Source organism: Paraburkholderia sp. Ac-20340 (assembly GCF_017104965.1).
Classification (GTDB): domain Bacteria; phylum Pseudomonadota; class Gammaproteobacteria; order Burkholderiales; family Burkholderiaceae; genus Paraburkholderia.
In genome coordinates this window covers 148,412-169,852 of sequence record NZ_JAAGPR010000001.1, presented here as the reverse complement: position 1 = coordinate 169,852, position 21,441 = coordinate 148,412, and the positions used below count along the sequence as shown (strand labels likewise).

The following is a 21,441-nucleotide window of genomic DNA, read 5'->3' as shown; positions in this document are numbered from 1 at the left end:
GGCGCGGGACCCCTCCTTTAGAAACACTTCCCGGGAATCACATCATGTCCGAACTCGCCGCTCAGGCGCGAGATGGCGGCGCTTTGCGGCGCGGCTATCTTTCGCTATCCGAATTAATTGCGCAATCGATTGGTCTTGTCGGCGCGGCCGGCGGTGCTGGCCTGCTGATTCCGGCCGTATTCGCCACGGCCGGTAACGGCACCTGGCTCGCCTATCTGCTTGCCACCATCGGCTTATTGTTTGCGTCGTGGAGCATTACGCAGTTCGCCAAACGCACGGCATCGCCGGGCGCGCTGTACACCTACGCGGCACGCGGACTCGGCCCGATCTGGGGCGTCGTCGCGGGCTGGTCGCTGCTGATTGCCTACGGTATCGGCGCGGCGGGCATTCTGCAAGGCACCGTCAACGAAGTCGTCGTGCTGTTCAAGGACATTGGCGTAGGCGTGGCGGGCACGGGACTGGTCGCGACCGTTACGATCACCGTAGCGGTGACGGTCGGCGCGTGGTTCATTACGTGGCGCGATATCCGTCTATCGACGCGCACGACGCTCTGGATCGAGATCAGCACCGTCGTACTCATTCTGTTTGTGATTGGCGCGGCGCTGTTTCTGCACCGCCGTTGGGTCGATCCGCAACAGATCACACTAGCCGCCGTGAAGCCAGATCAATTGCGTCTGGGCATGGTGCTGGCCTTTTTCAGCTTCACGGGTTTTGAAAGTGTGACGGCTTTGGGTGTGGAAGCACGCGAGCCGTTCCGGCTGATCCCGCGCGCGGTGATCGTCAGTATTCTGGGACCGGCCGCCTTGTTTCTCGTCGCGTCGTATGGGCTGGTTGCGCTGTTTCAAGGCTCGGCCACGCCGCTCGACCAGGCGAACGCACCGCTTTCCGCCGTCGCGCACGGTATCCATCTTGGCGCACTCGGCGTGCTGATCGACGCGGGCGTCGCATTGAGTTTCTTCGCCGCGTTCTTCTCGTCGATCAATGCGGCGGCGCGACTGCTCTACACTTTCGCGCGTCAAGGATTGCTGCATTCCGCCACCGGACGCGCTCACGCGGGCAATGCCACGCCGCACGTCGCCGTCACGCTGCTTGCGCTGCTTTCGCTCGTCGTGGGCGTGGTGTTTCAATGGCACGGCACGTCGCTATTCGACGCTTATGGTTATCTCAGCACGATTGCCACGTTCGGCTTTCTGCTGACTTATGTGATCGTCGCCGTTGCTGCGCCGGTGTTCCTGCACCGTCGTGGCGAACTCAAGCCGCAGCATATCGCGATCAGTGTGATTGCCGTGGTGCTGATTGGCATTCCGTTCGTCGGCAGCATCTATCCGGCCGCGCCGGGTGCGTATGCGGTCCTTCCCTATGTGTTTGCCGCGCTGCTGGCCGCCGGTTTCGCCTGGTTCATCGCGCTGCGAATCTTCGCACCGCATCGGCTGCACGATATCGAAGCCGAACTTGCAGACGAAGGTGCGCAACAAGAGGAGAAAACCGGTGCACTTGCATCGGCAGCCTGATTGATCAGGCTGGAATCTGCGCCTTGCCCTGAACGTCGTGCGTTTCGTTCGCCGCGTCGAATGGATGCACGACGGCATCGGTGGCGCGCCAGGCGTAGCGGCGCAACAGTTCGCCGTAGCCGCCGCGAATCACGAAATAGCCGCATTTTCTCGCATAGTCCTGCTGACGCAGGCGATAGACACGTCCAAGCAAGTACCACGGCAACGCGGGCAGATCGTGATGCACGAGATGGTAATTGTTGTTCAGGAACAGCAGGCGCATAACGTGCCCTGCTTCGTTGATGACGATACGCGCCTTGGGCTCGGGCGCCGCGCGATGCTCGTAGAGCGAGCGGATCGTCGCAAGTGAAAGCGCAGGCCACGTGACGGCCAGCAGGTAATACCACCAGGGAATTCCCGCCCAACGATCGAGCACGAACAGCAAGAAGCAAACGCTGAGCCCATGCGCGATCCACATCGGTATATAGCGTCGATCACCGTCGCGCAGCGCACGCCACGCAGCGGCAACGACGGCCGCAGCACTCATCGGCGGACCAACCAGCATGCGGCTCACAAAGCGCTTGCGTGCGTGCCACATTGCACGGCGCCAGCGCGGCCAGCTTTGCCACTGCTGCCCAGGCACATAATTGCTCTCTGGGTCGAGCCCGGGCAGCGTGAGCGCTTCGTCGCGATGATGTTCGAGATGAGTATCGCGATAGAGCGTATAGGGAAACCAGATTGCCAGCGGTGGATAACCCATCATCTTATTTAGCCATCCATATGATGTTGGATGACCATGCAGGAGTTCATGCTGCATCGACATATGCCACGCACACAGCAGGATGAAAATGGGTGTGGCTCCCGCGAGCGGCAGCGTGTGGTTTCGCACCAGCAACACCGTGGCGCTCCAGCCGCCATAGACAGCCGCGATCAACAGCCAGGTGGGCCATTCCGTGCGGGCAGTGAAACCCGCCTGCAGCGCGGCAACGTCCCGCGCGTGATCGGCATCGAAATATTCAGCCATGATTTCCCGCACGGGCAAAGTCGCCCGCAATTGCTTAAACTGTCGCGATGAGCCAATGGATCGCCGCCTTGCCGATGTACAACGTCACGCCGCAGCACGACGCGCTGTGGCGCGCGTTGCTGCGTGACACGCTCGATACTTTCGCTCGCGCGGGTGGCCCACGCGATGTGAATCTGCCCGCCGATATCCCCGACGACCTGCTCGCGTTCTGGCGTCGCCCGGATCTGCTGATTTCGCAGACTTGCGGTTTTCCGTATCGCCTGCTGGGCATCGCAGATACCGTGCATCTGCTCGCCACGCCGGTATTCGATGCAGAAGGCTGCGATGGCCCGCTTTATCGCAGCGTGTTCGTCGTATCGCGGCAAGCATGGGATCAGGGCGCACACTCGCTCGAATCCTGCCGCGGTCTGCGTGCGGCCTGCAACAGCGTGGATTCACATAGCGGCATGAACGCCTTGCGTCACGCCATTGCGCCGCTCGCTCATGCGGGCCGCTTCTTTTCTTCGGTTAAGTGGGTTGGCTCCCATCTGAACGCGTTGCGCGCGTTGAACGCGGGCGAAGCGGATGTGGCCGCCATAGATTGCGTGACACTGGCCTACGTGCGCGATGCACTGCCGGCATGGCTTCAAAACGTTTGCACGATTGGTATGAGCGCCGCCGCGCCCGGCCTGCCCCTCATCGCCTCGCGCAGCTTGCCGGAACAACAGGCTGCCTTGCTGCGCGATGCGCTCGACCATGCGTGCGCGGCTGACCCACCACGCGCACGAACACTGCGCCTGCGTGGCTTCATGCGTCTTGCGCCCGCCGATTACGCGCGTATCCAGCAGTTCGCCGATGAAGCCTGCACATTCAGCTACCCTAATCTGGTCTGATCGCCAAACCTTCGACGCAGTATAAAAACGCAGTGCACACCACGCCAATAACGATTCGGCACATCGATATAACCTGTGCCGGCACGAGCGGCTTTATCGCCAATTCGGGAAAGCAACGCAGCGATCGATATAAGGCGTACGCACGCCGTCGATAAAATGGTTCGTCCAGGCGGCACTGCCGCCATCACATCGACATCATCGAACAGATCACTCGGGGACCACCATGAATGGAATCGGGCGCGCCGTGCGCTTTATTGGCGCGAGCATCGTTGCAGGCACCGCATTCGCCGCACCGCTCGCGCATGCAGACGTTACGCTTCTCAATGTTTCATACGACGTCACGCGCGAACTCTATAAGGACATCAACGCGAGCTTTATCGCCGAGTACAAACAGAAGACCGGCGAAACCGTGTCAATCCGCCAGTCGCATGGTGCATCCAGCGCGCAGGCACTTTCTGTGCTGCAAGGTCTGCAGGCCGATGTCGTCACCATGAACCAGCCCAACGATATCGATCTGCTCGCCGAACGCGGCCAGCTCGTGCCCGCCGACTGGCGCACGCGCCTGCCCGATGCAAGCGCGCCGTACACCACCACGATGGTGTTTCTCGTGCGCAAGGGCAACCCGAAACACATCAAGGACTGGAGCGATCTGGTCAAGCCCGGTGTGCAGGTGGTGATCGCCAATCCGAAGACCTCGGGCAACGGTCGTTACGCCTATCTGGCCGCGTGGGGCTCTCGCAAGCTGCAAGGCGCAAGCGATGCACAGGCGCTCGATTTCGAGCGCGCGTTGCTCAAGAACGTGCCCGTGCTCGATGCAGGCGGACGCGGCGCGACGACGACCTTCACGCAGCGCGGCATCGGCGATGTGCTGGTCACCTTCGAAAACGAAGTCGGCTTGATTGAAACAGGCGATAACGCCAGGGACTTCGAAGCCGTTTATCCGTCGACGAGTCTGCTGGCCGAACCGCCCGTTGCCGTTGTCGACAAGGTGGTGGACAAGCGCGGCACGCGCAAGGAAGCGCAGGCCTACCTGACGTATCTGTACACGCCTGCCGCGCAGGAAATCATCGCGCAACATCATCTGCGTCCGCGCGATAAAACCGTGCTCGCTAAACACGCCGACGAATTCAAGCCGCTCAAGACATTCACGGTCGAACAGGTTTTCGGTAGCTGGCAAAAGGCTCAAGCCACGCATTTCGCCGATGGCGGCACATTCGACCAGATCTATTCCGATCGCAAGTAACGCCGTATTACTGGCAATCAAAAAGCGGGGCGAGCATTCGATTGCCCGTCCCGCTTTTTATGCAACGTGCCTGCCGCGAAACTTACTCAATTCCACGCGTGACGCGCGGGTTTCGTCCCGTTCAGATAATAGTTGCCGACGAGGTGATACTTCCAGCGCACAGGATCGTGCAGCGTATGCGTACGCGCGTTGCGCCAGTGACGGTCGAGATTGTGCGCAGCCAGTGTCGATTGCGTGCCCGCCAGCTCGAATAGCTTTTCACCGGCGAGCAGCGCGGCTTCGGTAGTGAGCACTTTGGCCTCGCCCACCGCTACCGATGCGCGCGCCACATCGTCTTCGCTGACCGTTTCCTGCGCAGCGATTTCATCGAGCAGCTTTGCCGATCGTTCGAGCAACGCTTCGGCCGCATGCAACTGAATATAAAGGCGGCCGATTTCGCGTACCGTTAAAGGATCGTCGCTCGCGCGCTCCACGCCGCTATCCACCCATGGGCGCGAACGTTCACGCACGAAAGCCAGCGTATCGTCGATTGCGCCTTTGGCAATGCCCGCGTCGATGGCAGCCTGAATGATCTGCGAAACCGGGCCGTTCAGCGTGGGCAGATCGGAGACGCGGTACGCAGGCAGCACATGCGAGGCACCCACGCGTACATTGTCCAGCGTGACCGTGCCGCTTGCCGTGGTGCGCTGGCCGAAACCGGACCAATCGTCGGTAATCGTCAGCCCTGGTGTGCCCTGCGGAATATAGGCCAGCCAGCCACGGCGCGTTTCGTCGAGCCCGAGCACCGGCACGTAATGCGCGAATAGAGCGCCCGTCGAATAGAACTTGGTGCCGTCCACCACGTAATCGTCGCCATCGCGGCGCACGCGCGTTTTCAGATCGAGTACGTTCTTGGTGCCCTTTTCGGAAAAACCATTACCGAATCGCTTGCCCGCCAGCACTTCGCCGAAGAAATAGCGCTTCTGTTCCTCCGTGCCCGTAAGCGCAATCACATCGACAAGACCGAAGTGATTTTGCGGCAATTGACCCAGCGAAGGATCGGCGGCGGAAATGAGTTTGATCACTTCCATCAGCGTGACGAATGAGGCGCCTGCGCCGCCATAAGCTTTCGGCACCGTAATCGCCCACAGCCCGGATTGCGAAAACCATTCAATTTCTTCGCGCGGCAAACGCCGTTCGCGATCGCGCTCGGCGGCGCCCTGGGCGAGACGCGCGGCGAGCTCGCGCGCGACGGCAATCGCCTCTTCGTCGGTGGCGATGACATGCACGCCTGCCTGCAACCCTGCGTGCTGGCCCTGCTCTCCGGTCTCTGCCATGATTTTCTCCGCGTCAATGAAGGTGCGGACAATCTAGCAACGAACCTCGCGCGCGCCAAACGAGCGATTGGCAGATCGATATTCCGTGGCGTGGCACGTTCGAGCGGTTATATTCGTGTTTCGACAGAAACCCAATAGCGAGAACCAGCAGGACATGACCGGCACGCCTACGCCCTCGCGCATCGACCCGCGCATCTGGAAAGTCGCGCTTGTCGTGTCGATAGGCTCGTTCATGGCGCAGATGGACGCGACGCTCGTGAACGTGTCGCTATCCACGATCGGCCGCACGCTCGATGCGCCCATCGCGCAAACGCAGTGGATCGTGAGCGGCTATCTGCTGGCGATGGCGCTGATGCTGCCGCTCAACGGCTGGCTGGTCGACCGCGTGGGCGCCAGGCGTCTCTATCTGTTCGGCTTCGCCACGTTCACGTTGGCATCCGCGCTTTGCGGATTGGCACACGACATCGCGATGCTCATAGGCGCGCGACTCTTTCAGGGGCTCGTCGCGGGCGTGCTCGCACCGATGGCGCAGATGATGATAGGACGTGTAGGCGGCAAGAACATGCAGCGCGTGATGGGCTATACGACGCTGCCCATTCTGCTCGGGCCGATCCTCGGGCCCGTGCTGGCTGGCGCGATACTCGCGCACGCATCGTGGCCGTGGCTCTTTTTTGTCAACGTGCCGATTGGCGCATTGGGTATTGCATTAGCCGCGCGGATGTTGCCGCGAGATACAGCCATTACGCAAGCGCGCCAATTCGACCACACAGGTTTTGCGCTGATTTCGCCGGGCCTCGTTGCGCTGGTGTATGGCTTGCAGAGTGCAACGGATTTCGAAGGCATTGCGTGTATCGCAGCGGGTATCGTCCTGCTTGCTGCCTTTGTCAAACATGCACTTAACAAAGGCGATTCCGCGCTGATCGACGTTCGCATTTTCTCGGTGCGCCTGTTCCGCGTCGCCGCCTTCACGCAATTCTTCGCTAACGGCATGTTGTTCGGTCGTCAGCTTGCTGTGCCGCTTTTTCTTATCGCCGGATGCGGGCTGTCTGCCGCGCAAGCAGGCTGGCTTGTCGCTGCGATTGGCATCGGCATGATGGGTTCGTTCGCAGTGCTTGGCGTGCTAACGGATAGATTCGGATGCCGCCCGGTTGCATCAGGCGGCGCGCTATTGGCGTTGATCGGCACGCTCGTATTCGTGTGGATGAGCATCCACGCGTACTCGCCGGTCTGGGCGGCGCTGAGCCTTTTCGTCACAGGTCTGGGGCAAGGCACCATCAGCGTACCCGCGATTGCGGCGGCTTATGCTTCGCTTCCCAAAGCACGCATGCCCGTAGCCAATACCGCGCTCAATATCGCTCAACGCATTGGCGGCCCCTTTGCAACGACGCTGGTTTCGATAGCGCTTTCGTCGGCTGCGAGCCACACGGCAACAGCATTACCGCATCATTTTCTGGCCGCTTTCTTGGCGCTGGCATTGCTCCATCTCTTGTGCTTCGTTTTCACGCTCTATCTGCCGATGCGCATCGTCCCCGCGCAACCGCGTTAGTCTAAAACTCACTCGCTGGCAAACAAGCTGGTTGCCGCGCGATCCTGGTAAGGATCGCGCGGCTAAAACAGTGCCCGAAAAAACTGGCAGTTAGTTGTAATATGCGGATAAAAATAAGCACCCGATCAATCCCCGCCCAGGTGCAAATTCATTAATCAGGATGCCTGCTTTAAAAGCAGGGCTATTCGACGCGATTGGCCATCGATATCGACTCAAAATGATAAAATCGCGCGTCGTACTTAATCACAGGTCTTTTCCGGTCAATCATGCGTATTCTTGCGATCGAAGACGATCCTGACATTCTCGGCAATATCGCCAGTTATCTCGGCGCGCGAAATTACATCGTCGATTGCGCAATGGACGGCATGCACGGCTACACGCTGGCTGCGCAGGGCGAATTCGACGTCATCATTCTCGATCTGGCCTTGCCGCGCCTCGACGGCTATGAGTTGTGCCGCCGTCTACGCGAAGATGCGGGCTGCGAAACGCCGCTCATCATGGTGACGGCGCGCGATACGCTCGACGACCGGCTCACCGGTTTTCACGCCGGCGCCGACGATTACCTCATCAAGCCATTCGCGCTCGCGGAACTGGGCGCGCGCGTCAAGGCGCTCATGCAGCGTCCGCGCAGCCGTTCGACCGCGCGTACCTTGCAGGTTGGCGATCTCGTGCTCGATATCGACACGCGCGAACTCACGCGCGCGGGCCAGCCGCTGCGCCTGCCGCCCGCGCCCATGACGCTGCTGAAAATGCTGATGAAAGCGAGTCCCGCCGTGGTTGCGCGCAGCAAGCTGGAAGAGTCGCTCTGGCTCGATTCGCCGCCCGATAGCGACAGTCTGCGCACGCATATTCATCAATTGCGTCAGGTGATCGACAAACCTTTTGCGCACGCGCTGCTGCATACGGTGCATGGCGTCGGCTATCAATTGCGCGCGCCCGACACTCCCGCCGATGACGCCTGAATTCGCCGCTCAAACGCCGCCGCGCGGCGGACGGCGCACGCTCGCGCGCGAATTCGTGCTCACCTATCTGGTGCTGGCCGTGCTGGTTGGCGGGCTGCTTTCGCTGGTATCGATGTGGACAGTCAACCGGCTCGAACGGCATCTTCAGCAGATCGACATGGGCATGGCGCTCGAACGCGTGCGCGGCGAGTTTCTCTCCGGCAAGGACGTAGGCCGTCCCGACCGCTTCTTTCACGGCGAACCCGGCGGCGACACGTTCCCGCGCTGGCTGCGTCAGGTCGAGCCCGGCTTCACTCGCCTCGAGCACAACGACCGCGACTGGCACGTCATGGCCGACGATCGCGACGGCGTGCGCTACATGCTGCTACGCGATTACACCGCGTTTGAAGAACGTCGCGCGCACTCGCACTGGGTAACGGTGTGCAGCGTGGGCGGCGGCCTGCTGGTGGCGTTTTTGCTGGGCGGCGCGCTCACGCGGCGCTTTCTGCGGCCGCTCACGCGACTCGCGGAACAGGTCGTCACGCGTCCCGAACTGCCGCCGCAAACGCGCCTGGCACAAGCTTATCCCGAGAATGAAATCGGCCGTCTCGCGGCGGCATTCGACATCACCTATAACCAGCTCGAAGCGGCATTGCAGCGCGAAAAACTCTTTACCGCCGATGTGAGCCACGAGTTGCGCACGCCGCTCACGGTGATATCGAGTTCATGTGAATTGCTGCTCGACGATCCTGCGCTGCCCGCTGCGAATCGCGCGAAACTGCAACGCATGCACGCGGCCTCGCGCGAGATTCATCAGCAGCTTGCGGCTTATTTGATGCTCTCGCGCGGCAACGCCGCAGCAGACGGCTTCGCGCAAAGCGATATCGCCACCGTCGTGAATGAAGAAGTCCTTCACTGGTCGCCACGTGCGACGCAAATCGGTTTACGCATGGAAAGCGCCATTGCGCCACAGAATGCGGCTGCGCAAGCGCCCTACTATCCGGCCGCGCTGCTGCGCATCGTGCTCTCCAATCTGATCCGCAATGCCTTGCAGCACGCCGCCAGCGGCACGTGCATCGCCCTACGTGCAAGCGCAACTACATTCGAAGTCGCCGACGATGGCCCAGGTATCGCTGATACCGTAAAACCCCGCGTTTTCTCACCTTTCGTGCGCGGCGGCGCGGCGAACAGCGACAACCTGGGCCTCGGCCTTTCGCTCGTGCAGCGCATCTGCGAACACCAGGGCTGGCGCGTGACGCTGGACACCGCACCGGGCCAGGGCACGCGCTTCCTGATCGATCTGTCGAAGCGCTGATGACGCAGCGATAAAACGTCAGCAGTCGGCCCACATGCGCAAAAGGTTGTGGTAGCAACCTGTGAGTTGAATCAGCGCATCGTCGCTGGCCTGCTGCTGCGTGAGGCGCTGGATCGCGACATCCATATCGAGTAGCAGCGAGCGCTGCGCATCTTCGCGCACCAGGCTTTCGACCCAGAAAAACGAGGCGATACGCTCGCCGCGCGTCACCGGCTCGACCTTGTGCACACTCGATCCCGGATACAGGATCATGTGCCCGGCGGGCAGCTTCACGCGCTGCTCGCCATAGGTATCGCGAATCACGAGTTCGCCGCCGTCGTAAGTCGACGGATCACTCAGAAACAGCGTGGCCGAAAGATCCGTGCGTACCCGTTCACGCGAAGCCCGAATACCGCGCACGGCATTGTCGATATGAAAACCGAACGCCTCGCCGCCCGTATAGCTATTGAATAGCGGCGGATAAATGCGCTTGGGCAGCGCAGCGGACATAAACACCGCATCCTTCGCGAGCCGGTCGATAATGTCATCGCCAATTTCGCGCGCGAGCGGGTCGTCGCCTGCCAGTTGCCGGTTCTGTTTGACACGCTGCGATTGCGCGCCCGCCGTGACCTTGCCGTCGACCCATTGCGCGGCGCGCAACCGTTCGACCAGCACGGCCGATTCCTGCGGGCTAAAGACGCCCGGTATTTCCACGATCATCGATTTATCCTTTCTATGCGCCTTGACGGGCTTCTACGCGGCCATCAGAAACGCACGTCCGCCGACAGCAGCACCGTACGGCCCGCACCCGGCACGCCATAAAGCTGGAAGCCGTCGAGCGAGGCGCCAATCGCCGAGTAATAGAACTTGTTGAACAGGTTCTGCACATTCAGGCTCAACGAGAGGTTCTTGCTGACCGTGTAGTGCGCCGCCAGCGAATGCAGCCAGAAAGCAGGCGCTTTTTCCGCGTCGTACACATAGGTCGGATGCGTGCCGCTCGCACCGCTCACCGTGCTGCTGTTATTGCTCTGGCCGCCCACGTATTCATTGTCGGTATAGCGGCGCGTGCCGACGTATTGCACGCCATAGCTCACGGAGAATTTCGGCGTCACTTCATAGGTGGTCCACATATTGAAGGTCGCATTGGGCACATTGGCCGGGCGCTGGCCTGCATTGGCGCCCTTGGTGATGCGCCCGCGCATCGCTGCAACCCCTGCAAATGCAGACCATTTATCGGTGATGTTGCCCGACACGCCCAGTTCGATGCCATCGACGCGCTTGGGCGGCAACGCACGCACCACGCTCGACGTCGTATCGCCGTAATCCCACGAATCGCTCAACTCCGTGCGAAAGAGCGCGCCGGTCAGCGAAAGACGGCGCTCCAGCAAGTCCCATTTCGAACCCACTTCCCAGGTCTGCGCGACGGCCGGTTTCAGGGTAGCGCTCGCGCTCGAGGTATCGCCGTAAATCACGTTATTGGTCGACGCGCCCACCGCCGAGGGCTGCGACGCGCGGCTATAGCTCGCGTAAATGCTGCCGAACGGCAACGGCTTGTACGTCACGCCGATACGCCCGCTAAACGCGCCGTCATTGCTGCGCGCCACGCTATGCGCATTGGCCGCGCCGCTCACCTGCTTCACCGAGAAGCGGTCGTAACGCGCCGCGCCTTCCAGAATCCACTTCGGCGTGAGCGTGACGGTATCGCGCACGTAGACCCCGCCGTCGCTGACCGCCGCGTAATCGCCGGTGGTGCCTTCCATCGTCGAGACGCCGCTCATGCTCGTGCCGTAGGCGTTGGTGAGATCCATCACCGGATTCGTCGATGGCGCCATCACGCTACGCGGCAGATCGCCATAACGTTCGTGATAGAACTCCGCGCCCACCACCAGATCGTGATGCACGCCGCCCGTGTCGAACGACGCGTTCACATTGGTTTCGTTCGCAACGATGTCGTAACGCTTCGACGTGCCGTAATTACTGCCGCGCAACACCGCCAGCGACGACAGATTCGGGTCGGCCGCATAGCCGCTGTACGACAGCACACCCGAAGCGCTCGTCACGAGCGAACCGGTGCCCACATAACCGTATGACGTGCCCGAAGTCGAATTGAAACGCGCGGGCGCGAGCACCGTCGTGCGATCGGTCTGCTCCCAGCGTGTGAAGTTGGAGATGCGCAGGTTGTCGCTGAATTCGTGCTCGATGCGGATGCTCGCGCGGTCCGTGGTCGAATGATCCTTGTAGAGATCGGGGTCGCCGTACCAGCCGTTGCTGGGCACGCCCGGCATGCGCTGGCCGCCCGTGCCGCGCTCGATCGGCACGCCGGTATCGGGCACGTTGTTGTCCTGCTGATGCAGATAATCGAGCGTCACCGTGGTAGGCGTGCCGAGCCCCATGGCGAGCGACCCCGCCACGCCCCAGCGGTCGTCGTGCACGATCGCGCGGCCGTCCACGTCCTGCGTGTGGCGCATGAGGTTCAGGCGCAGCGCCGAAGTCTCGCCGATCTGCTTGTCCAGATCGGCCGTCACGCGACGATAGCGGGCCGAGCCCAGCGTCGTCGAGAGATGATACGCATCGCCCAGATGCGCCTCTTTCGTGACCAGATTGACGCTGCCGCCCGGCGCGGCCACGCCCGATTCAATCGTGCCGGTGCCCTTGAAAACCTCGACGCGCTCGACATCGAAGGTATCCGAGCGATTCGCCAGACCGGCATCGCGCATCCCGTCGATGGTGATGCTCTGCTCGCCCGAGAAGCCGCGAATCGTGAACATATCGCCCCAGCCGAGATTGCCCTCGCCCGAAGTGAAGGTGATGCCCGGCACGTTCTTGAGGATGTCCTGCAGGCTCTGCGCCTGCTGCTCGTCCAGCACGCGTTTAGGCACGATGGCGACGCTCTGCGCCATGTCGAGAATGGGCGCGGTGAACAGATCGGACTGGACGAACTGCGTCTGATACGCCGACGATTTGCCGCTCACCACGACCGTGGGCAGCGTCTCGCCGGCCTTGGCGGGCGCGGCTTCAGCCGCTTTGGCCTTGGTTTTTGTGTCCGCGCTCGTTGTCTGCGCGACTTGCGCCGCTTGAGCGGTTTGTGTGGCTTGAGCGACTTGTGCGGTCTGGGCCGCCTGTGCGTGCGCCGACGGCACCGCCGCGCAGCCGAGCGTCGCGCCCAGCAGATTCACCAGCAGGCTGGACGGCCGGCCCCACGTTCCCCGATTCAACTGCATGTACTCACCTAATGCAAATAAGAATGATTGTGATTTGCAATGGTAAGCAAGGGCGTCTCAAGAAAATGTTAAGACGGGGTCAGGCTCCCAGCCGCGCCCAGGACTTCGCGACCCACCGGTTACAGGCGATAATCGCCGACAGGTTAGAGATTTCAATGCCGATTTGAATGCGGATTAGACAAGCGGAGAAAGGATGAGCAAGCAAGGCTTCACCACCAGCATCGTTCACGGCGACCGGATTTCGGGCAGCGAGCACGGCGGCGTGCGCCAGCCGATCCACACCTCGGTGCAATACGGTTTCGAACGCGTCGAGGATCTGATCGGCGTGTTTCAGGGCACGAAAAAAGGCGGCTTCAACTACGCGCGCCAGGGCACGCCCACCACGGCCGCGCTCGAGCGCAAGATCACGAGCCTGGAAGAAGGCGTCGGCACGATCTGCTTCGGCACCGGTATGGCTGCGATCACGGCCACCTTCCTCACGCTGCTGCGCGCGGGCGATCACATCGTCTCCAGCCGCTACGTGTTCGGCAACACCAACAGCCTGTTCGGCACGCTGCGCACGCTGGGCGTCGAAGTCACGACCGTCGACGCCTGCGATGTCGAGAACGTGAAGAGCGCCATCCGCCCGAACACGCGCATGATGTTCGTCGAAACCGTCGCCAACCCGGGCACGCAGATTCCCGACCTGCAAGGTATTGGCGCGGTGTGCCGCGAGCATGGCGTGGTGTATGTCGTCGACAACACCATCACCTCGCCCGCCCTGTTCAAGCCGAAGGCCGTGGGCGCGAGCCTCGTCATCAATTCGCTGACGAAGACGATCGCGGGTCATGGCGCGGCGCTGGGCGGCGCGGTCACCGACACGGGTCTGTTCGACTGGAGCGCGTATCCGAACATCGCCGACGACTATCGCCGCTCGGCTGCGAAGGACCAGGGTCTGCTGCAGATCCGCAAGAAGGGCTTGCGCGACATGGGTGCGGCGCTGTCTTCCGAACAGGCGCACACCATTGCGATGGGCGCGGAAACGCTGGCGCTGCGCGTGAAGCAGAGCAGCGACAATGCGCTCGCGCTCGCGCAGTTCCTCGAAGCGCATCCGGCGATCGGCAAGGTGTTTTATCCGGGCCTGAAGAGCCATCCGCAATACGAAGTCGCGCAGACGCTGTTCAAGGGCTCGTCGTGGCTGCTGTCGTTCGAGCTGCTCAACACGGAACGCATGGTCGACGTGGTCAACGCGCTGCAATTGCCGATCAAGGCCACCGGCCTGGGCGACACGCGCACGCTGATCATTCCCGTCGCGCCGACGATCTTCTTTGAAGCCGGCGCCGAAACGCGCAAGGCGATGGGGATTTCGGACGGCATGCTGCGTCTGTCCGTGGGCATCGAAGATATCGACGATCTGATCGCGGACTTCTCGCAGGCGCTCGCGCTTGCGGCTTAACGCCATGTAGTTTCCGGTCGGCCCGGTTTTCGCCGGGCCGACCTTCCCGCCCGCATCCCGCCAAACGCGAGCATCGACTTTCCTCAGCTTGCCTTTTCGTCGTAAAGACCCTTGTAGCAAGGGCTTTTCGTTGCGCCGCGCATGGAGCGGCAATGCGAGTATGCGAAGCCAGGCGCTTCTCTTATTCTGTTCTCACTGAATGGCGCAGCAATTGTGCCGCCGCCACAGCAAGCGAGACAGACCATGAAAGAAGCCACTCAAGATGTGATGCAAACCATGAAGCTCAATCATCTGAGCTTTCCCTCAGCCGATACCCAGGCCACGGCGGCTTTTTTCGAGCGCTATCTGGGCTTTACGATCGCCGGTAGCTGGGACAGTTCGTTTATCCTCAAGCGCCCGGGCTACGACGTCGTGATCGATCATGCAGGCGCGGATACGCCCGGCGCGGATACGCCCGCGTGGCCGAAGAATTTCCACCTTGGCTTTGAATTGCCCGATCTGGAAGCCGTAGAAACGCTCTATGCGCGATTCAAGGCCGAAGGCGTGCAGATGGAAACAGACGTGTTCAATAACGGACGCGGCTCGCGTTTCTTCTGCCGCGCACCTGGCGGCGTGATGTTCGAAATGAATACGCGGGTGGATGCGGCGCCGGAATATCAGGGGACTTTCGATCATTGAGGGCATTAATTTCGGGCGCGCGCTATCACCATCAGGATTCGCCTAGCACGCGCTGATTGCGATCATCGATGACTTCGTGCGTGGTGGCCGTCGCGCCCGGCCCAGGCACGAAGCGCACATCCTTGAAGCCCAGGCGGCGTTTATTCTTGCCTTGCACCTTGAGCGTTTCCACCGGATGCCCGTTGACGCGGTCAACCAGTTCGATGGGCGGTTTGCCGTTTTTCGCCAGCCAGCGGTCACCCCATTGCATTAGCGCGACCAGTACCGGATAGAGATCGTCGCCTTTTTCGGTCAGACGATAACCATCGGTATTCGCGCGCTCCGCCAGCGGATAACGCTCGATAATGTCGAGTTCGATCAAGCGCGCGAGACGGGCGGTAAGCACGTTGCGCGCAATCCCCAAACGGTTCTGGATTTCGTCGAACCGTGTCGTGCCCTGCGTGCACTCGCGCACGATGAGCAAACTCCACCACTCGCCCACTTCTTCCAGCGCGCGTGCGATCGAGCAGTTCATTCCTTCGAAGCTTTTCCGGTACATGGTCGCGTTATCGCTCATATCGTTTCGTCAAACAACTATACACCCAGAGAGCCGCCGCCCTATTTCTCTCCCACGAAATAAGTAGCAGAAATACTTCGAAGCGATTCGTTGACCGGCGCGCGAATCGCCGCGCATCATGCGCGTTCGCCGTGCATGCACGCATTCGAGCTACTTCATTTCCGGGCCACACTACGATGTCGAATTCCCCGCACGACCGCTCCAGCGCGAATGACACGCGCCGTCTACTTCTTAAAGCCGGCGCAGCCAGCGCTCTGGCGCTTTCTTTTGGCGGCCGCGCGGCGCGTGCGGACGACACGAAAGTGCTGCGCGTGGGCTATCAGAAGTACGGTAACTTTGTGGTGCTGAAAGCGCAGAAGGCGCTCGAAAAACGCCTAGCTTCATCGGGTTTCTCCGTGCAATGGCTGGAATTTCCCGGCGGCCCGCAATTGCTCGAAGGACTCAATGCCGGTGCCGTCGATGTGGGTGCCGTGGGCGAGACACCGCCGATTTTCGCGCAGGCCGGTGGCGTGGATTTCGTCTATATCGGCAGCGAACCGCCCGCGCCGCGCGGCGAAGCCATCGTCGTGCAGCAGGATTCGCCGATTCGCACCGTCGCCGATTTGCGCGGCAAACGCGTGGCGCTCAATCGCGGTTCGAACGTGCATTACCTGCTGGTCGAAGCGCTGAAAAAAGCCGGTCTGCGTTACGAAGATATTCAGCCGGTTTATCTCGCGCCCGCCGATGCGCGCGCCGCTTTCACGAGCCATAGCGTGGACGCATGGGCGATCTGGGACCCGTACTTCGCGGCCATCGAGCGTCAGGCCAATGCGCGCGCGATTGCCACCGGCGAAGGTCTGGTGCGCAATACGCAGTACTACCTCGCAGGCCGCAAGTTCGCGACTGCGCATGCGCCGGTTGTTCACGCGCTGCTCGACGAGATCGCGGCAGTGGACGCCTATGCACGCGACAATATCGCCAGTGTGGCCACGCAACTCTCGCCACTGGTTGGGCTCGATGCCGCCACGCTGGAAGTCGCGCTCAAACGCGCGAGCTTCGGCGTGCAGCCAGTCGATGCCGCCACCTTCGCCTATCAGCAACAGATCGCCGATACTTTCACCGACCTCAAACTGATCCCGAAGAAGCTAACCGTGGCGCAGGCGCGTTGGGATGCTGCCTGAGGGTAGTGGTAGCGGTGGCGATTGCATTGCGCTGGAATCCGGCTTTACGCCGTGGCAAGCGGAAAGCTAATTGCCGCTGCCTTGCCCTTTCAACCACCCCTGAATCGCCTTAAGCACATCCATTTCGATCCCCAGAAAGCCGTGCGGAGAATGACCGCCGCAACGGCCTGCGCCATTCGAATCGCCTTCATTCGAATTCACTTCGACATACGCATAATGACGATTCTGCGCGAGCCGTTTCGCGACATCGGGAGGCGACGATGGACATTGATCACCCGCATTCGCCACGACCAGCACGCGATTTTGCGTGCCATCGGTATCGAGATCGGCGATGGTGGCGTCGCCTTTGCGCGAGACCGTCACGGGTGAAGTCAGCACGAAGGCATCGGCGATTTTCGCGTCGCGCTTCATCGCATTGCCCACCGACACCGTGCCCGCGCTGGTGCCGACAAACGCCATCTTCGCCTCTGGAAAGCGCTCGCGCACCTTCGCCGCAATTGCCTGCGTATCGACGACCGAATCCTTGCCGTAGCGGAAATCATCGTCGACACCTTCCGTGTGATCGGACGGCGTATCCACCAGCACGACCGCCTCGCCGTCGTCGATCCAGTGCTGCGCCGAGCGGATCAGGAAATTACCCTTGAGCGTGGTGGCGCCGTTCGGCCCGAGATGCAATGCGCCTGGCGTGCCGCCGAACAACACAATCACCCATGCGGGCTTCTGCGCCGGCGTGGCGAAAAAAAGGCTTTGCGTCACGCCCGCGCGCGTGGGAATAGAAACGAAATCGCCATGATCGAGGGGGTTCGCGTGCGCGCCCGCCATCGTCAAAATCGCGGCCAATGCGAAGCAAAATCTTTTCATCGCAGCGTTCCTTTTTGATTGAGCATCGATTAAAACTGCGCCGGCAGATTCTCCTGCATGTAAATCGAAATCGGCGTTTGCAATGGCAAGCCGGAAGGCGTGCCGCGATTGTAGTGACCCAATATGACTTCGACCGCGCGCACGGCCTCCACAAACGGGCTTTGATCGAGCACCGCATCCATGACGCCCTCGATCAATAGCGCGCGGCTGACCGGCGTGAGTTCATGACCGATCAACACCGTTTCGTGCTCGCGCTTTTTCGCCTTGAGCGCACGCGCCACGCCTTCATCGCCAACGGAAATATTGTAGATGCCGCGTAAATCCGCATACTTTGCAATGGCGTCGCGCGTGAGGCGCTCGGTGGAGCGCGCGTCTTCGCGACTCTCGACTGTCGCCACCACTTCGCACGCGGGAAAACGACGGCGCAGCACGGAGCGAAACGCACCGTCGCGCTCCTCGTGGCCGAGATAGGTACGCAGACCCGCGATCACCACGATCTGGCCGCCCTCGCGGCCCACGAAACGCCCCATTAATTCGCCCGCAATACGCCCCGCACAACGATTGTCGATGCCCACGTAGGCAAGGCGGCCGCTATCGGGCAAATCGCTCGCGACCGTCACCACGGGCATCTTCTTCGCGACGCGCGAAACCGCATCGACCACAAGCGGATGTTCGTAAGCCACGACGATCATCGCATCGGCTTTTTGCGCGGCGCGTTCAATGACTTTCGCAAGCGACTGCGGTTCGAGATCATCGAAAAACGTCACGCTGCATAGCACGCGATATGTCTCGAATGACTTCTGCGCCAGTTCGAAACCTTGTTGCAGCGCCGCGTAATACGGCGACGCAGACGCCGGATTCTGCGTGACGATGGCGATGCGCAACCAGCGCACCGAAACCTCGTGCAGCGCACGGTCGATCTTGAGCGTGCGCGCCGCTTCCAGCACGCCCGCTTCCTTCGCGCGCGACACGCCGCCGCGCCCGTTCAGCACCCGCTCCACCGTTGCGTAACTCACGCCCGCCGCCTTCGCGACGTCCTCCATGGTGGGCTTTTTTCTCGCCGTCATGCGTACCTCGGGTTCGGAAGGAACTGAGGAAAAGTCCTCAACATTCCGTTTGAGAGCCAGAATTCCATCAACTACATTCTATTCGTCATTCGCCAGCATTCGAGCAGAGGGTTTTCACGAAAAAGCCGCAAGAAAAGTGGTCGTAGAAAACCTGGCAATGACGGCACACGACAATTCACAGGAGACAGCATCATGAAGAGGAACGGTTCAGTCCGCGCCCGGCGCGCGCTCGCGGCGTTCACGCGGGCCACCGCAATTACAGCGCTCAGCGCGCTCACGCTCGTCACCGCTTTCGGCGCAGGCAGCGCAATGGCCGAAGAACGCTTCGTGATGGTGAGCCACGGCTCGGATTCGAATGTCTGGTGGAACACCGTCAAGAACGGCATGCGCGACGCGAGCGAAGATTTCAACGTGCCGGTCGATTACCGCAATCCACCCACGGGCGATACCGGCGACATGGTGCGCATTCTCGAACAGGCGGCCGCGCGCAATTACGCGGGCGTCATCACGACGGTGCCGAACTTCGACATGATCCAGAAGGGTATAAGCGGCGTGAAAGCCAAACACATTCCGCTCATGACGATCAACGGCGGCCCCGCCGACGGCATGAAACTGGGCGCGATCCTGCATGTGGGCCAGCCCGAATACGAAGCGGGCAAGGCAGCAGGCGAACGCGCGAAAGCCGCGGGCATCCATACCTTCCTGTGCGTGAATCATGGCGCCGATATCCAGGCGCTGTGGGACCGCTGCAAGGGTTTCGCGGATGCCATCGGCGCGGATTACAAGAAGTCGACCATGGACAGCGGCGAAGATCCCACGATCATCCAGAGCAAGGTTGCCGCCTATCTGCGCTCGCATGCCGATACGCAGGCAATTCTCGCGCTCGGCCCCGATCAAGCGATGGGCGTACTGCGCGGCGTGGCGGACGCGGGCAAGACCGGCAAGATCTATGTGGCCACCTTCGATCTTTCACCCGACATTCTCAAAGCGATCCAGGCAGGCCATATTGCCTTCGCAATCGATCAGCAGCCTTATCTGCAGGGGTATTTGTCGGTGGCCGCCATGGCTATCGCCGTTCGCGACAAGACCAGCGATCCCACGCATATCGTCGCCGCGCTCAAGGCGGACAAAAAAGTGACGGCACGCCTCGATAAATACGGCCTCAAACCTGTTTATACCGGCTCGACCGTCAGTTCCGGGCCGAGCTTCGTCACGCGCGAGAACCTCGCCGTGGTCCAGCAATACGCAGGCTCGTACCGATAAATCTCTCTGCCGCGACGGAGTCAAGCAATGAATATCGACATGCAGTCCTGGTACCGGGTGGACATCGACCGCAAGGCGCTCAAGGACCTTTCCGCGCGCTCGGACGCGCCGGGGCTCGTGCAGGCAGGCGGCTTCTTCGCGCTCGTGATCGCGACAGGCGCGCTGGCGTGGTGGTCGCTGGGCACCGTATGGGCAATCCCGGCCTTCCTGCTGTATGGAACCGTGTTCGCCTTCAGCGAAGCCGCTGCCCACGAACTCGGGCACGGCACGGCCTTCAAGACGCGCTGGATCAATGAAGCGGTTTATTGGGTGATCTGCTTCATGTCGTGGCGCGAACAGGTTTATAGCCGCTGGCTGCATGCGAAACATCACACCTATACGCACTTGACTGCCGATCCTTATCAGGACCCCGAACTAGCGTTCAAACGCCCACTGAGTTATCTGAAGCTGGTGACGGATTTCGTGCGGATATCGCATGGCATCCAGTTTCTCGGCGCGATCGTGCTGCATAGCTTTGGCATCGTGACGAAGGGCGCGAAAGCCGTCGTGCCCGAAAGCGAGTATCGCCGCATGTGCAATAACTCGCGCGTGCTGCTGGCCTGCTACCTGGGCGTATTCGCGTGGGCACTGCTCGCGCATAGCTGGCTGCCGATTGTGTTCCTGTTCGTGGCGCGCGCGTATGGCACGTGGCTGCATGAGTTGTGCGCACTGACGCAGCACACGGGCCTCAAAGAGAACGTGCTCGATCATCGCGTGTCGAGCCGTACGGTGATGCTCAATCCTGTTGTGCGCTTTCTGTACTGGAACATGAATTACCACATCGAACATCACATGTTTCCGAGTGTGCCGTTTCATGCCTTACCGCAATTCCATGCAACGGTTGCCGCTCAGATGCCCGCGCCCTATCGCGGCCTGTGGCCTGCATGGCGCGAGATTCTGGCGATCTTCGCAAGGCAGCAGCGTGATCCCGAGTTCGTGGTCGTGCGCGAGTTGCCGCCGGGCCGTCATGGCGACGCGGTTGCGTGAATCTTTTGCATGAATCTTTTGCATGAATCTTTTGCGTGAATTCTCTTCTCTCCGGGAAATACCATGAACATTCTGCAATGGCATCACGTCTGCGCGACCAGCGACATCGACGAAGAAGACGTCATCGAATACGCGCACGACGGCAAACTCTATGCGATCTATCACACGCCCTCGGGCTTTTACGCAACGGCAGGCGTGTGCACGCACGAAACGGCACGGCTCGCGGATGGCTTCGTGTTCGGCGAAATCATCGAATGTCCCATGCATATGGGGCGTTTCGATATTCCGAGCGGCAAGGCGCAAGGCGCGCCGGTGTGCGTGAATCTCGCCACGCATCCGGTCAAGACGGAAGGCGGCAGCGTGATGATCGGCCTCGAAGTGGAGTAATGCCGATCATCGCCTGGTCACTCCATCCGGCAACTCCACCTGCCGGTGTTTGCCACTGATG

General features: G+C 61.1%; 19 protein-coding genes. 12 read left to right on the top strand and 7 right to left on the bottom strand.

The window, feature by feature from the left end:
• Positions 1-44: 44 nt before the first annotated feature.
• Complete coding sequence (locus tag G3N59_RS00780; protein ID WP_205980566.1) at positions 45-1,511, top strand: APC family permease; 1,467 nt, start codon at positions 45-47, stop codon at positions 1,509-1,511.
• Positions 1,512-1,515: 4 nt separating this feature from the next.
• Here G3N59_RS00780 and G3N59_RS00775 read toward each other — a convergent pair whose 3' ends face one another.
• Positions 1,516-2,514 carry a fatty acid desaturase gene (locus tag G3N59_RS00775; RefSeq protein WP_205980565.1) on the bottom strand — a complete coding sequence of 333 codons (999 nt, stop codon included), beginning with the start codon at positions 2,512-2,514 and terminating at the stop codon, positions 1,516-1,518.
• A 47-nt stretch (positions 2,515-2,561) separates the two neighbouring features.
• Between G3N59_RS00775 and G3N59_RS00770 the strand changes: the two genes are divergently transcribed.
• Positions 2,562-3,386, top strand: coding sequence for a PhnD/SsuA/transferrin family substrate-binding protein (locus tag G3N59_RS00770; RefSeq protein WP_205980564.1), 825 nt, complete (start codon positions 2,562-2,564; stop codon positions 3,384-3,386).
• Positions 3,387-3,609: 223 nt separating this feature from the next.
• A complete protein-coding gene (locus G3N59_RS00765) occupies positions 3,610-4,629 on the top strand; it encodes a sulfate ABC transporter substrate-binding protein (RefSeq protein ID WP_205980563.1) in 1,020 nt (339 codons plus the stop codon).
• Positions 4,630-4,715: 86 nt separating this feature from the next.
• On the opposite strand, the gene G3N59_RS00760 is transcribed toward G3N59_RS00765, so the two are convergent.
• Positions 4,716-5,945: an SfnB family sulfur acquisition oxidoreductase gene (locus tag G3N59_RS00760; protein WP_205980562.1), complete on the bottom strand. Its 1,230-nt coding sequence runs from the start codon at positions 5,943-5,945 to the stop codon at positions 4,716-4,718.
• 115 nt (positions 5,946-6,060) lie between these two features.
• On the opposite strand from G3N59_RS00760, the gene G3N59_RS00755 reads away from it, so the two are divergent.
• The 3 genes from G3N59_RS00755 to G3N59_RS00745 all read left to right on the top strand — a co-directional run bounded on the left by G3N59_RS00755 (position 6,061) and on the right by G3N59_RS00745 (position 9,747).
• Positions 6,061-7,491 carry a DHA2 family efflux MFS transporter permease subunit gene (locus G3N59_RS00755; RefSeq protein ID WP_346777833.1) on the top strand — a complete coding sequence of 477 codons (1,431 nt, stop codon included), beginning with the start codon at positions 6,061-6,063 and terminating at the stop codon, positions 7,489-7,491.
• 266 nt (positions 7,492-7,757) lie between these two features.
• Positions 7,758-8,453, top strand: a complete 696-nt coding sequence (locus tag G3N59_RS00750) for a response regulator transcription factor (RefSeq protein WP_205980561.1) — start codon at positions 7,758-7,760, stop codon at positions 8,451-8,453.
• On the top strand, positions 8,443-9,747 hold the full coding sequence (locus G3N59_RS00745) for a HAMP domain-containing sensor histidine kinase (protein WP_205980560.1): 1,305 nt from the start codon (positions 8,443-8,445) through the stop codon (positions 9,745-9,747). The genes G3N59_RS00750 and G3N59_RS00745 overlap by 11 nt, the downstream gene beginning before the upstream one ends.
• Positions 9,748-9,765: 18 nt before the next feature.
• Here G3N59_RS00745 and G3N59_RS00740 read toward each other — a convergent pair whose 3' ends face one another.
• A complete protein-coding gene (locus tag G3N59_RS00740) occupies positions 9,766-10,446 on the bottom strand; it encodes a Fe2+-dependent dioxygenase (RefSeq protein WP_205980559.1) in 681 nt (226 codons plus the stop codon).
• 44 nt (positions 10,447-10,490) lie between these two features.
• Positions 10,491-12,947: a TonB-dependent siderophore receptor gene (locus tag G3N59_RS00735; protein WP_205980558.1), complete on the bottom strand. Its 2,457-nt coding sequence runs from the start codon at positions 12,945-12,947 to the stop codon at positions 10,491-10,493.
• Positions 12,948-13,140: 193 nt separating this feature from the next.
• Here G3N59_RS00735 and G3N59_RS00730 point away from each other — a divergent pair, with 193 nt between their 5' ends.
• Both G3N59_RS00730 and G3N59_RS00725 read left to right on the top strand, forming a co-directional pair.
• Entirely contained in the window at positions 13,141-14,382 is a 1,242-nt protein-coding gene (locus G3N59_RS00730) for a cystathionine gamma-synthase family protein (RefSeq protein WP_205980557.1), read from the top strand.
• Positions 14,383-14,625: 243 nt separating this feature from the next.
• Complete coding sequence (locus G3N59_RS00725; protein ID WP_241023104.1) at positions 14,626-15,060, top strand: VOC family protein; 435 nt, start codon at positions 14,626-14,628, stop codon at positions 15,058-15,060.
• A gap of 31 nt (positions 15,061-15,091) precedes the next feature.
• Here G3N59_RS00725 and G3N59_RS00720 read toward each other — a convergent pair whose 3' ends face one another.
• Positions 15,092-15,616: a helix-turn-helix domain-containing protein gene (locus G3N59_RS00720; protein ID WP_346777832.1), complete on the bottom strand. Its 525-nt coding sequence runs from the start codon at positions 15,614-15,616 to the stop codon at positions 15,092-15,094.
• A gap of 176 nt (positions 15,617-15,792) precedes the next feature.
• Here G3N59_RS00720 and G3N59_RS00715 point away from each other — a divergent pair, with 176 nt between their 5' ends.
• Entirely contained in the window at positions 15,793-16,776 is a 984-nt protein-coding gene (locus G3N59_RS00715) for a sulfonate ABC transporter substrate-binding protein (protein ID WP_205980556.1), read from the top strand.
• A gap of 66 nt (positions 16,777-16,842) precedes the next feature.
• Here G3N59_RS00715 and G3N59_RS00710 read toward each other — a convergent pair whose 3' ends face one another.
• Together G3N59_RS00710 and G3N59_RS00705 are read right to left on the bottom strand one after the other, a co-directional pair.
• The gene (locus G3N59_RS00710; RefSeq protein WP_205980555.1) at positions 16,843-17,637 is read right to left on the bottom strand and encodes a hypothetical protein; all 795 of its coding nucleotides are present in this window, start codon (positions 17,635-17,637) and stop codon (positions 16,843-16,845) included.
• A 29-nt stretch (positions 17,638-17,666) separates the two neighbouring features.
• Positions 17,667-18,704, bottom strand: a complete 1,038-nt coding sequence (locus tag G3N59_RS00705) for a LacI family DNA-binding transcriptional regulator (RefSeq protein ID WP_205980554.1) — start codon at positions 18,702-18,704, stop codon at positions 17,667-17,669.
• A gap of 192 nt (positions 18,705-18,896) precedes the next feature.
• On the opposite strand from G3N59_RS00705, the gene G3N59_RS00700 reads away from it, so the two are divergent.
• The 3 genes from G3N59_RS00700 to G3N59_RS00690 all read left to right on the top strand — a co-directional run bounded on the left by G3N59_RS00700 (position 18,897) and on the right by G3N59_RS00690 (position 21,380).
• Positions 18,897-19,967 carry a sugar ABC transporter substrate-binding protein gene (locus G3N59_RS00700; protein WP_205980553.1) on the top strand — a complete coding sequence of 357 codons (1,071 nt, stop codon included), beginning with the start codon at positions 18,897-18,899 and terminating at the stop codon, positions 19,965-19,967.
• A gap of 27 nt (positions 19,968-19,994) precedes the next feature.
• A complete protein-coding gene (locus G3N59_RS00695) occupies positions 19,995-20,993 on the top strand; it encodes a fatty acid desaturase (protein ID WP_205980552.1) in 999 nt (332 codons plus the stop codon).
• 63 nt (positions 20,994-21,056) lie between these two features.
• Complete coding sequence (locus tag G3N59_RS00690; RefSeq protein ID WP_205980551.1) at positions 21,057-21,380, top strand: Rieske 2Fe-2S domain-containing protein; 324 nt, start codon at positions 21,057-21,059, stop codon at positions 21,378-21,380.
• Positions 21,381-21,441 lie beyond the last annotated feature (61 nt).

Excerpts from the sequence above, each read along its gene's own strand:
- G3N59_RS00780 (WP_205980566.1), top strand. The coding sequence starts at position 45 with ATGTCCGAACTCGCCGCTCAGGCGCGAGATGGCGGCGCTTTGCGGCGC.
- G3N59_RS00775 (WP_205980565.1), bottom strand. The coding sequence starts at position 2,514 with ATGGCTGAATATTTCGATGCCGATCACGCGCGGGACGTTGCCGCGCTG.
- G3N59_RS00770 (WP_205980564.1), top strand. The coding sequence starts at position 2,562 with ATGAGCCAATGGATCGCCGCCTTGCCGATGTACAACGTCACGCCGCAG.
- G3N59_RS00765 (WP_205980563.1), top strand. The coding sequence starts at position 3,610 with ATGAATGGAATCGGGCGCGCCGTGCGCTTTATTGGCGCGAGCATCGTT.
- G3N59_RS00760 (WP_205980562.1), bottom strand. The coding sequence starts at position 5,945 with ATGGCAGAGACCGGAGAGCAGGGCCAGCACGCAGGGTTGCAGGCAGGC.
- G3N59_RS00750 (WP_205980561.1), top strand. The coding sequence starts at position 7,758 with ATGCGTATTCTTGCGATCGAAGACGATCCTGACATTCTCGGCAATATC.
- G3N59_RS00745 (WP_205980560.1), top strand. The coding sequence starts at position 8,443 with ATGACGCCTGAATTCGCCGCTCAAACGCCGCCGCGCGGCGGACGGCGC.
- G3N59_RS00740 (WP_205980559.1), bottom strand. The coding sequence starts at position 10,446 with ATGATCGTGGAAATACCGGGCGTCTTTAGCCCGCAGGAATCGGCCGTG.
- G3N59_RS00735 (WP_205980558.1), bottom strand. The coding sequence starts at position 12,947 with ATGCAGTTGAATCGGGGAACGTGGGGCCGGCCGTCCAGCCTGCTGGTG.
- G3N59_RS00730 (WP_205980557.1), top strand. The coding sequence starts at position 13,141 with ATGAGCAAGCAAGGCTTCACCACCAGCATCGTTCACGGCGACCGGATT.
- G3N59_RS00725 (WP_241023104.1), top strand. The coding sequence starts at position 14,626 with ATGAAAGAAGCCACTCAAGATGTGATGCAAACCATGAAGCTCAATCAT.
- G3N59_RS00720 (WP_346777832.1), bottom strand. The coding sequence starts at position 15,616 with ATGAGCGATAACGCGACCATGTACCGGAAAAGCTTCGAAGGAATGAAC.
- G3N59_RS00715 (WP_205980556.1), top strand. The coding sequence starts at position 15,793 with ATGTCGAATTCCCCGCACGACCGCTCCAGCGCGAATGACACGCGCCGT.
- G3N59_RS00710 (WP_205980555.1), bottom strand. The coding sequence starts at position 17,637 with ATGAAAAGATTTTGCTTCGCATTGGCCGCGATTTTGACGATGGCGGGC.
- G3N59_RS00705 (WP_205980554.1), bottom strand. The coding sequence starts at position 18,704 with ATGACGGCGAGAAAAAAGCCCACCATGGAGGACGTCGCGAAGGCGGCG.
- G3N59_RS00700 (WP_205980553.1), top strand. The coding sequence starts at position 18,897 with ATGAAGAGGAACGGTTCAGTCCGCGCCCGGCGCGCGCTCGCGGCGTTC.
- G3N59_RS00695 (WP_205980552.1), top strand. The coding sequence starts at position 19,995 with ATGAATATCGACATGCAGTCCTGGTACCGGGTGGACATCGACCGCAAG.
- G3N59_RS00690 (WP_205980551.1), top strand. The coding sequence starts at position 21,057 with ATGAACATTCTGCAATGGCATCACGTCTGCGCGACCAGCGACATCGAC.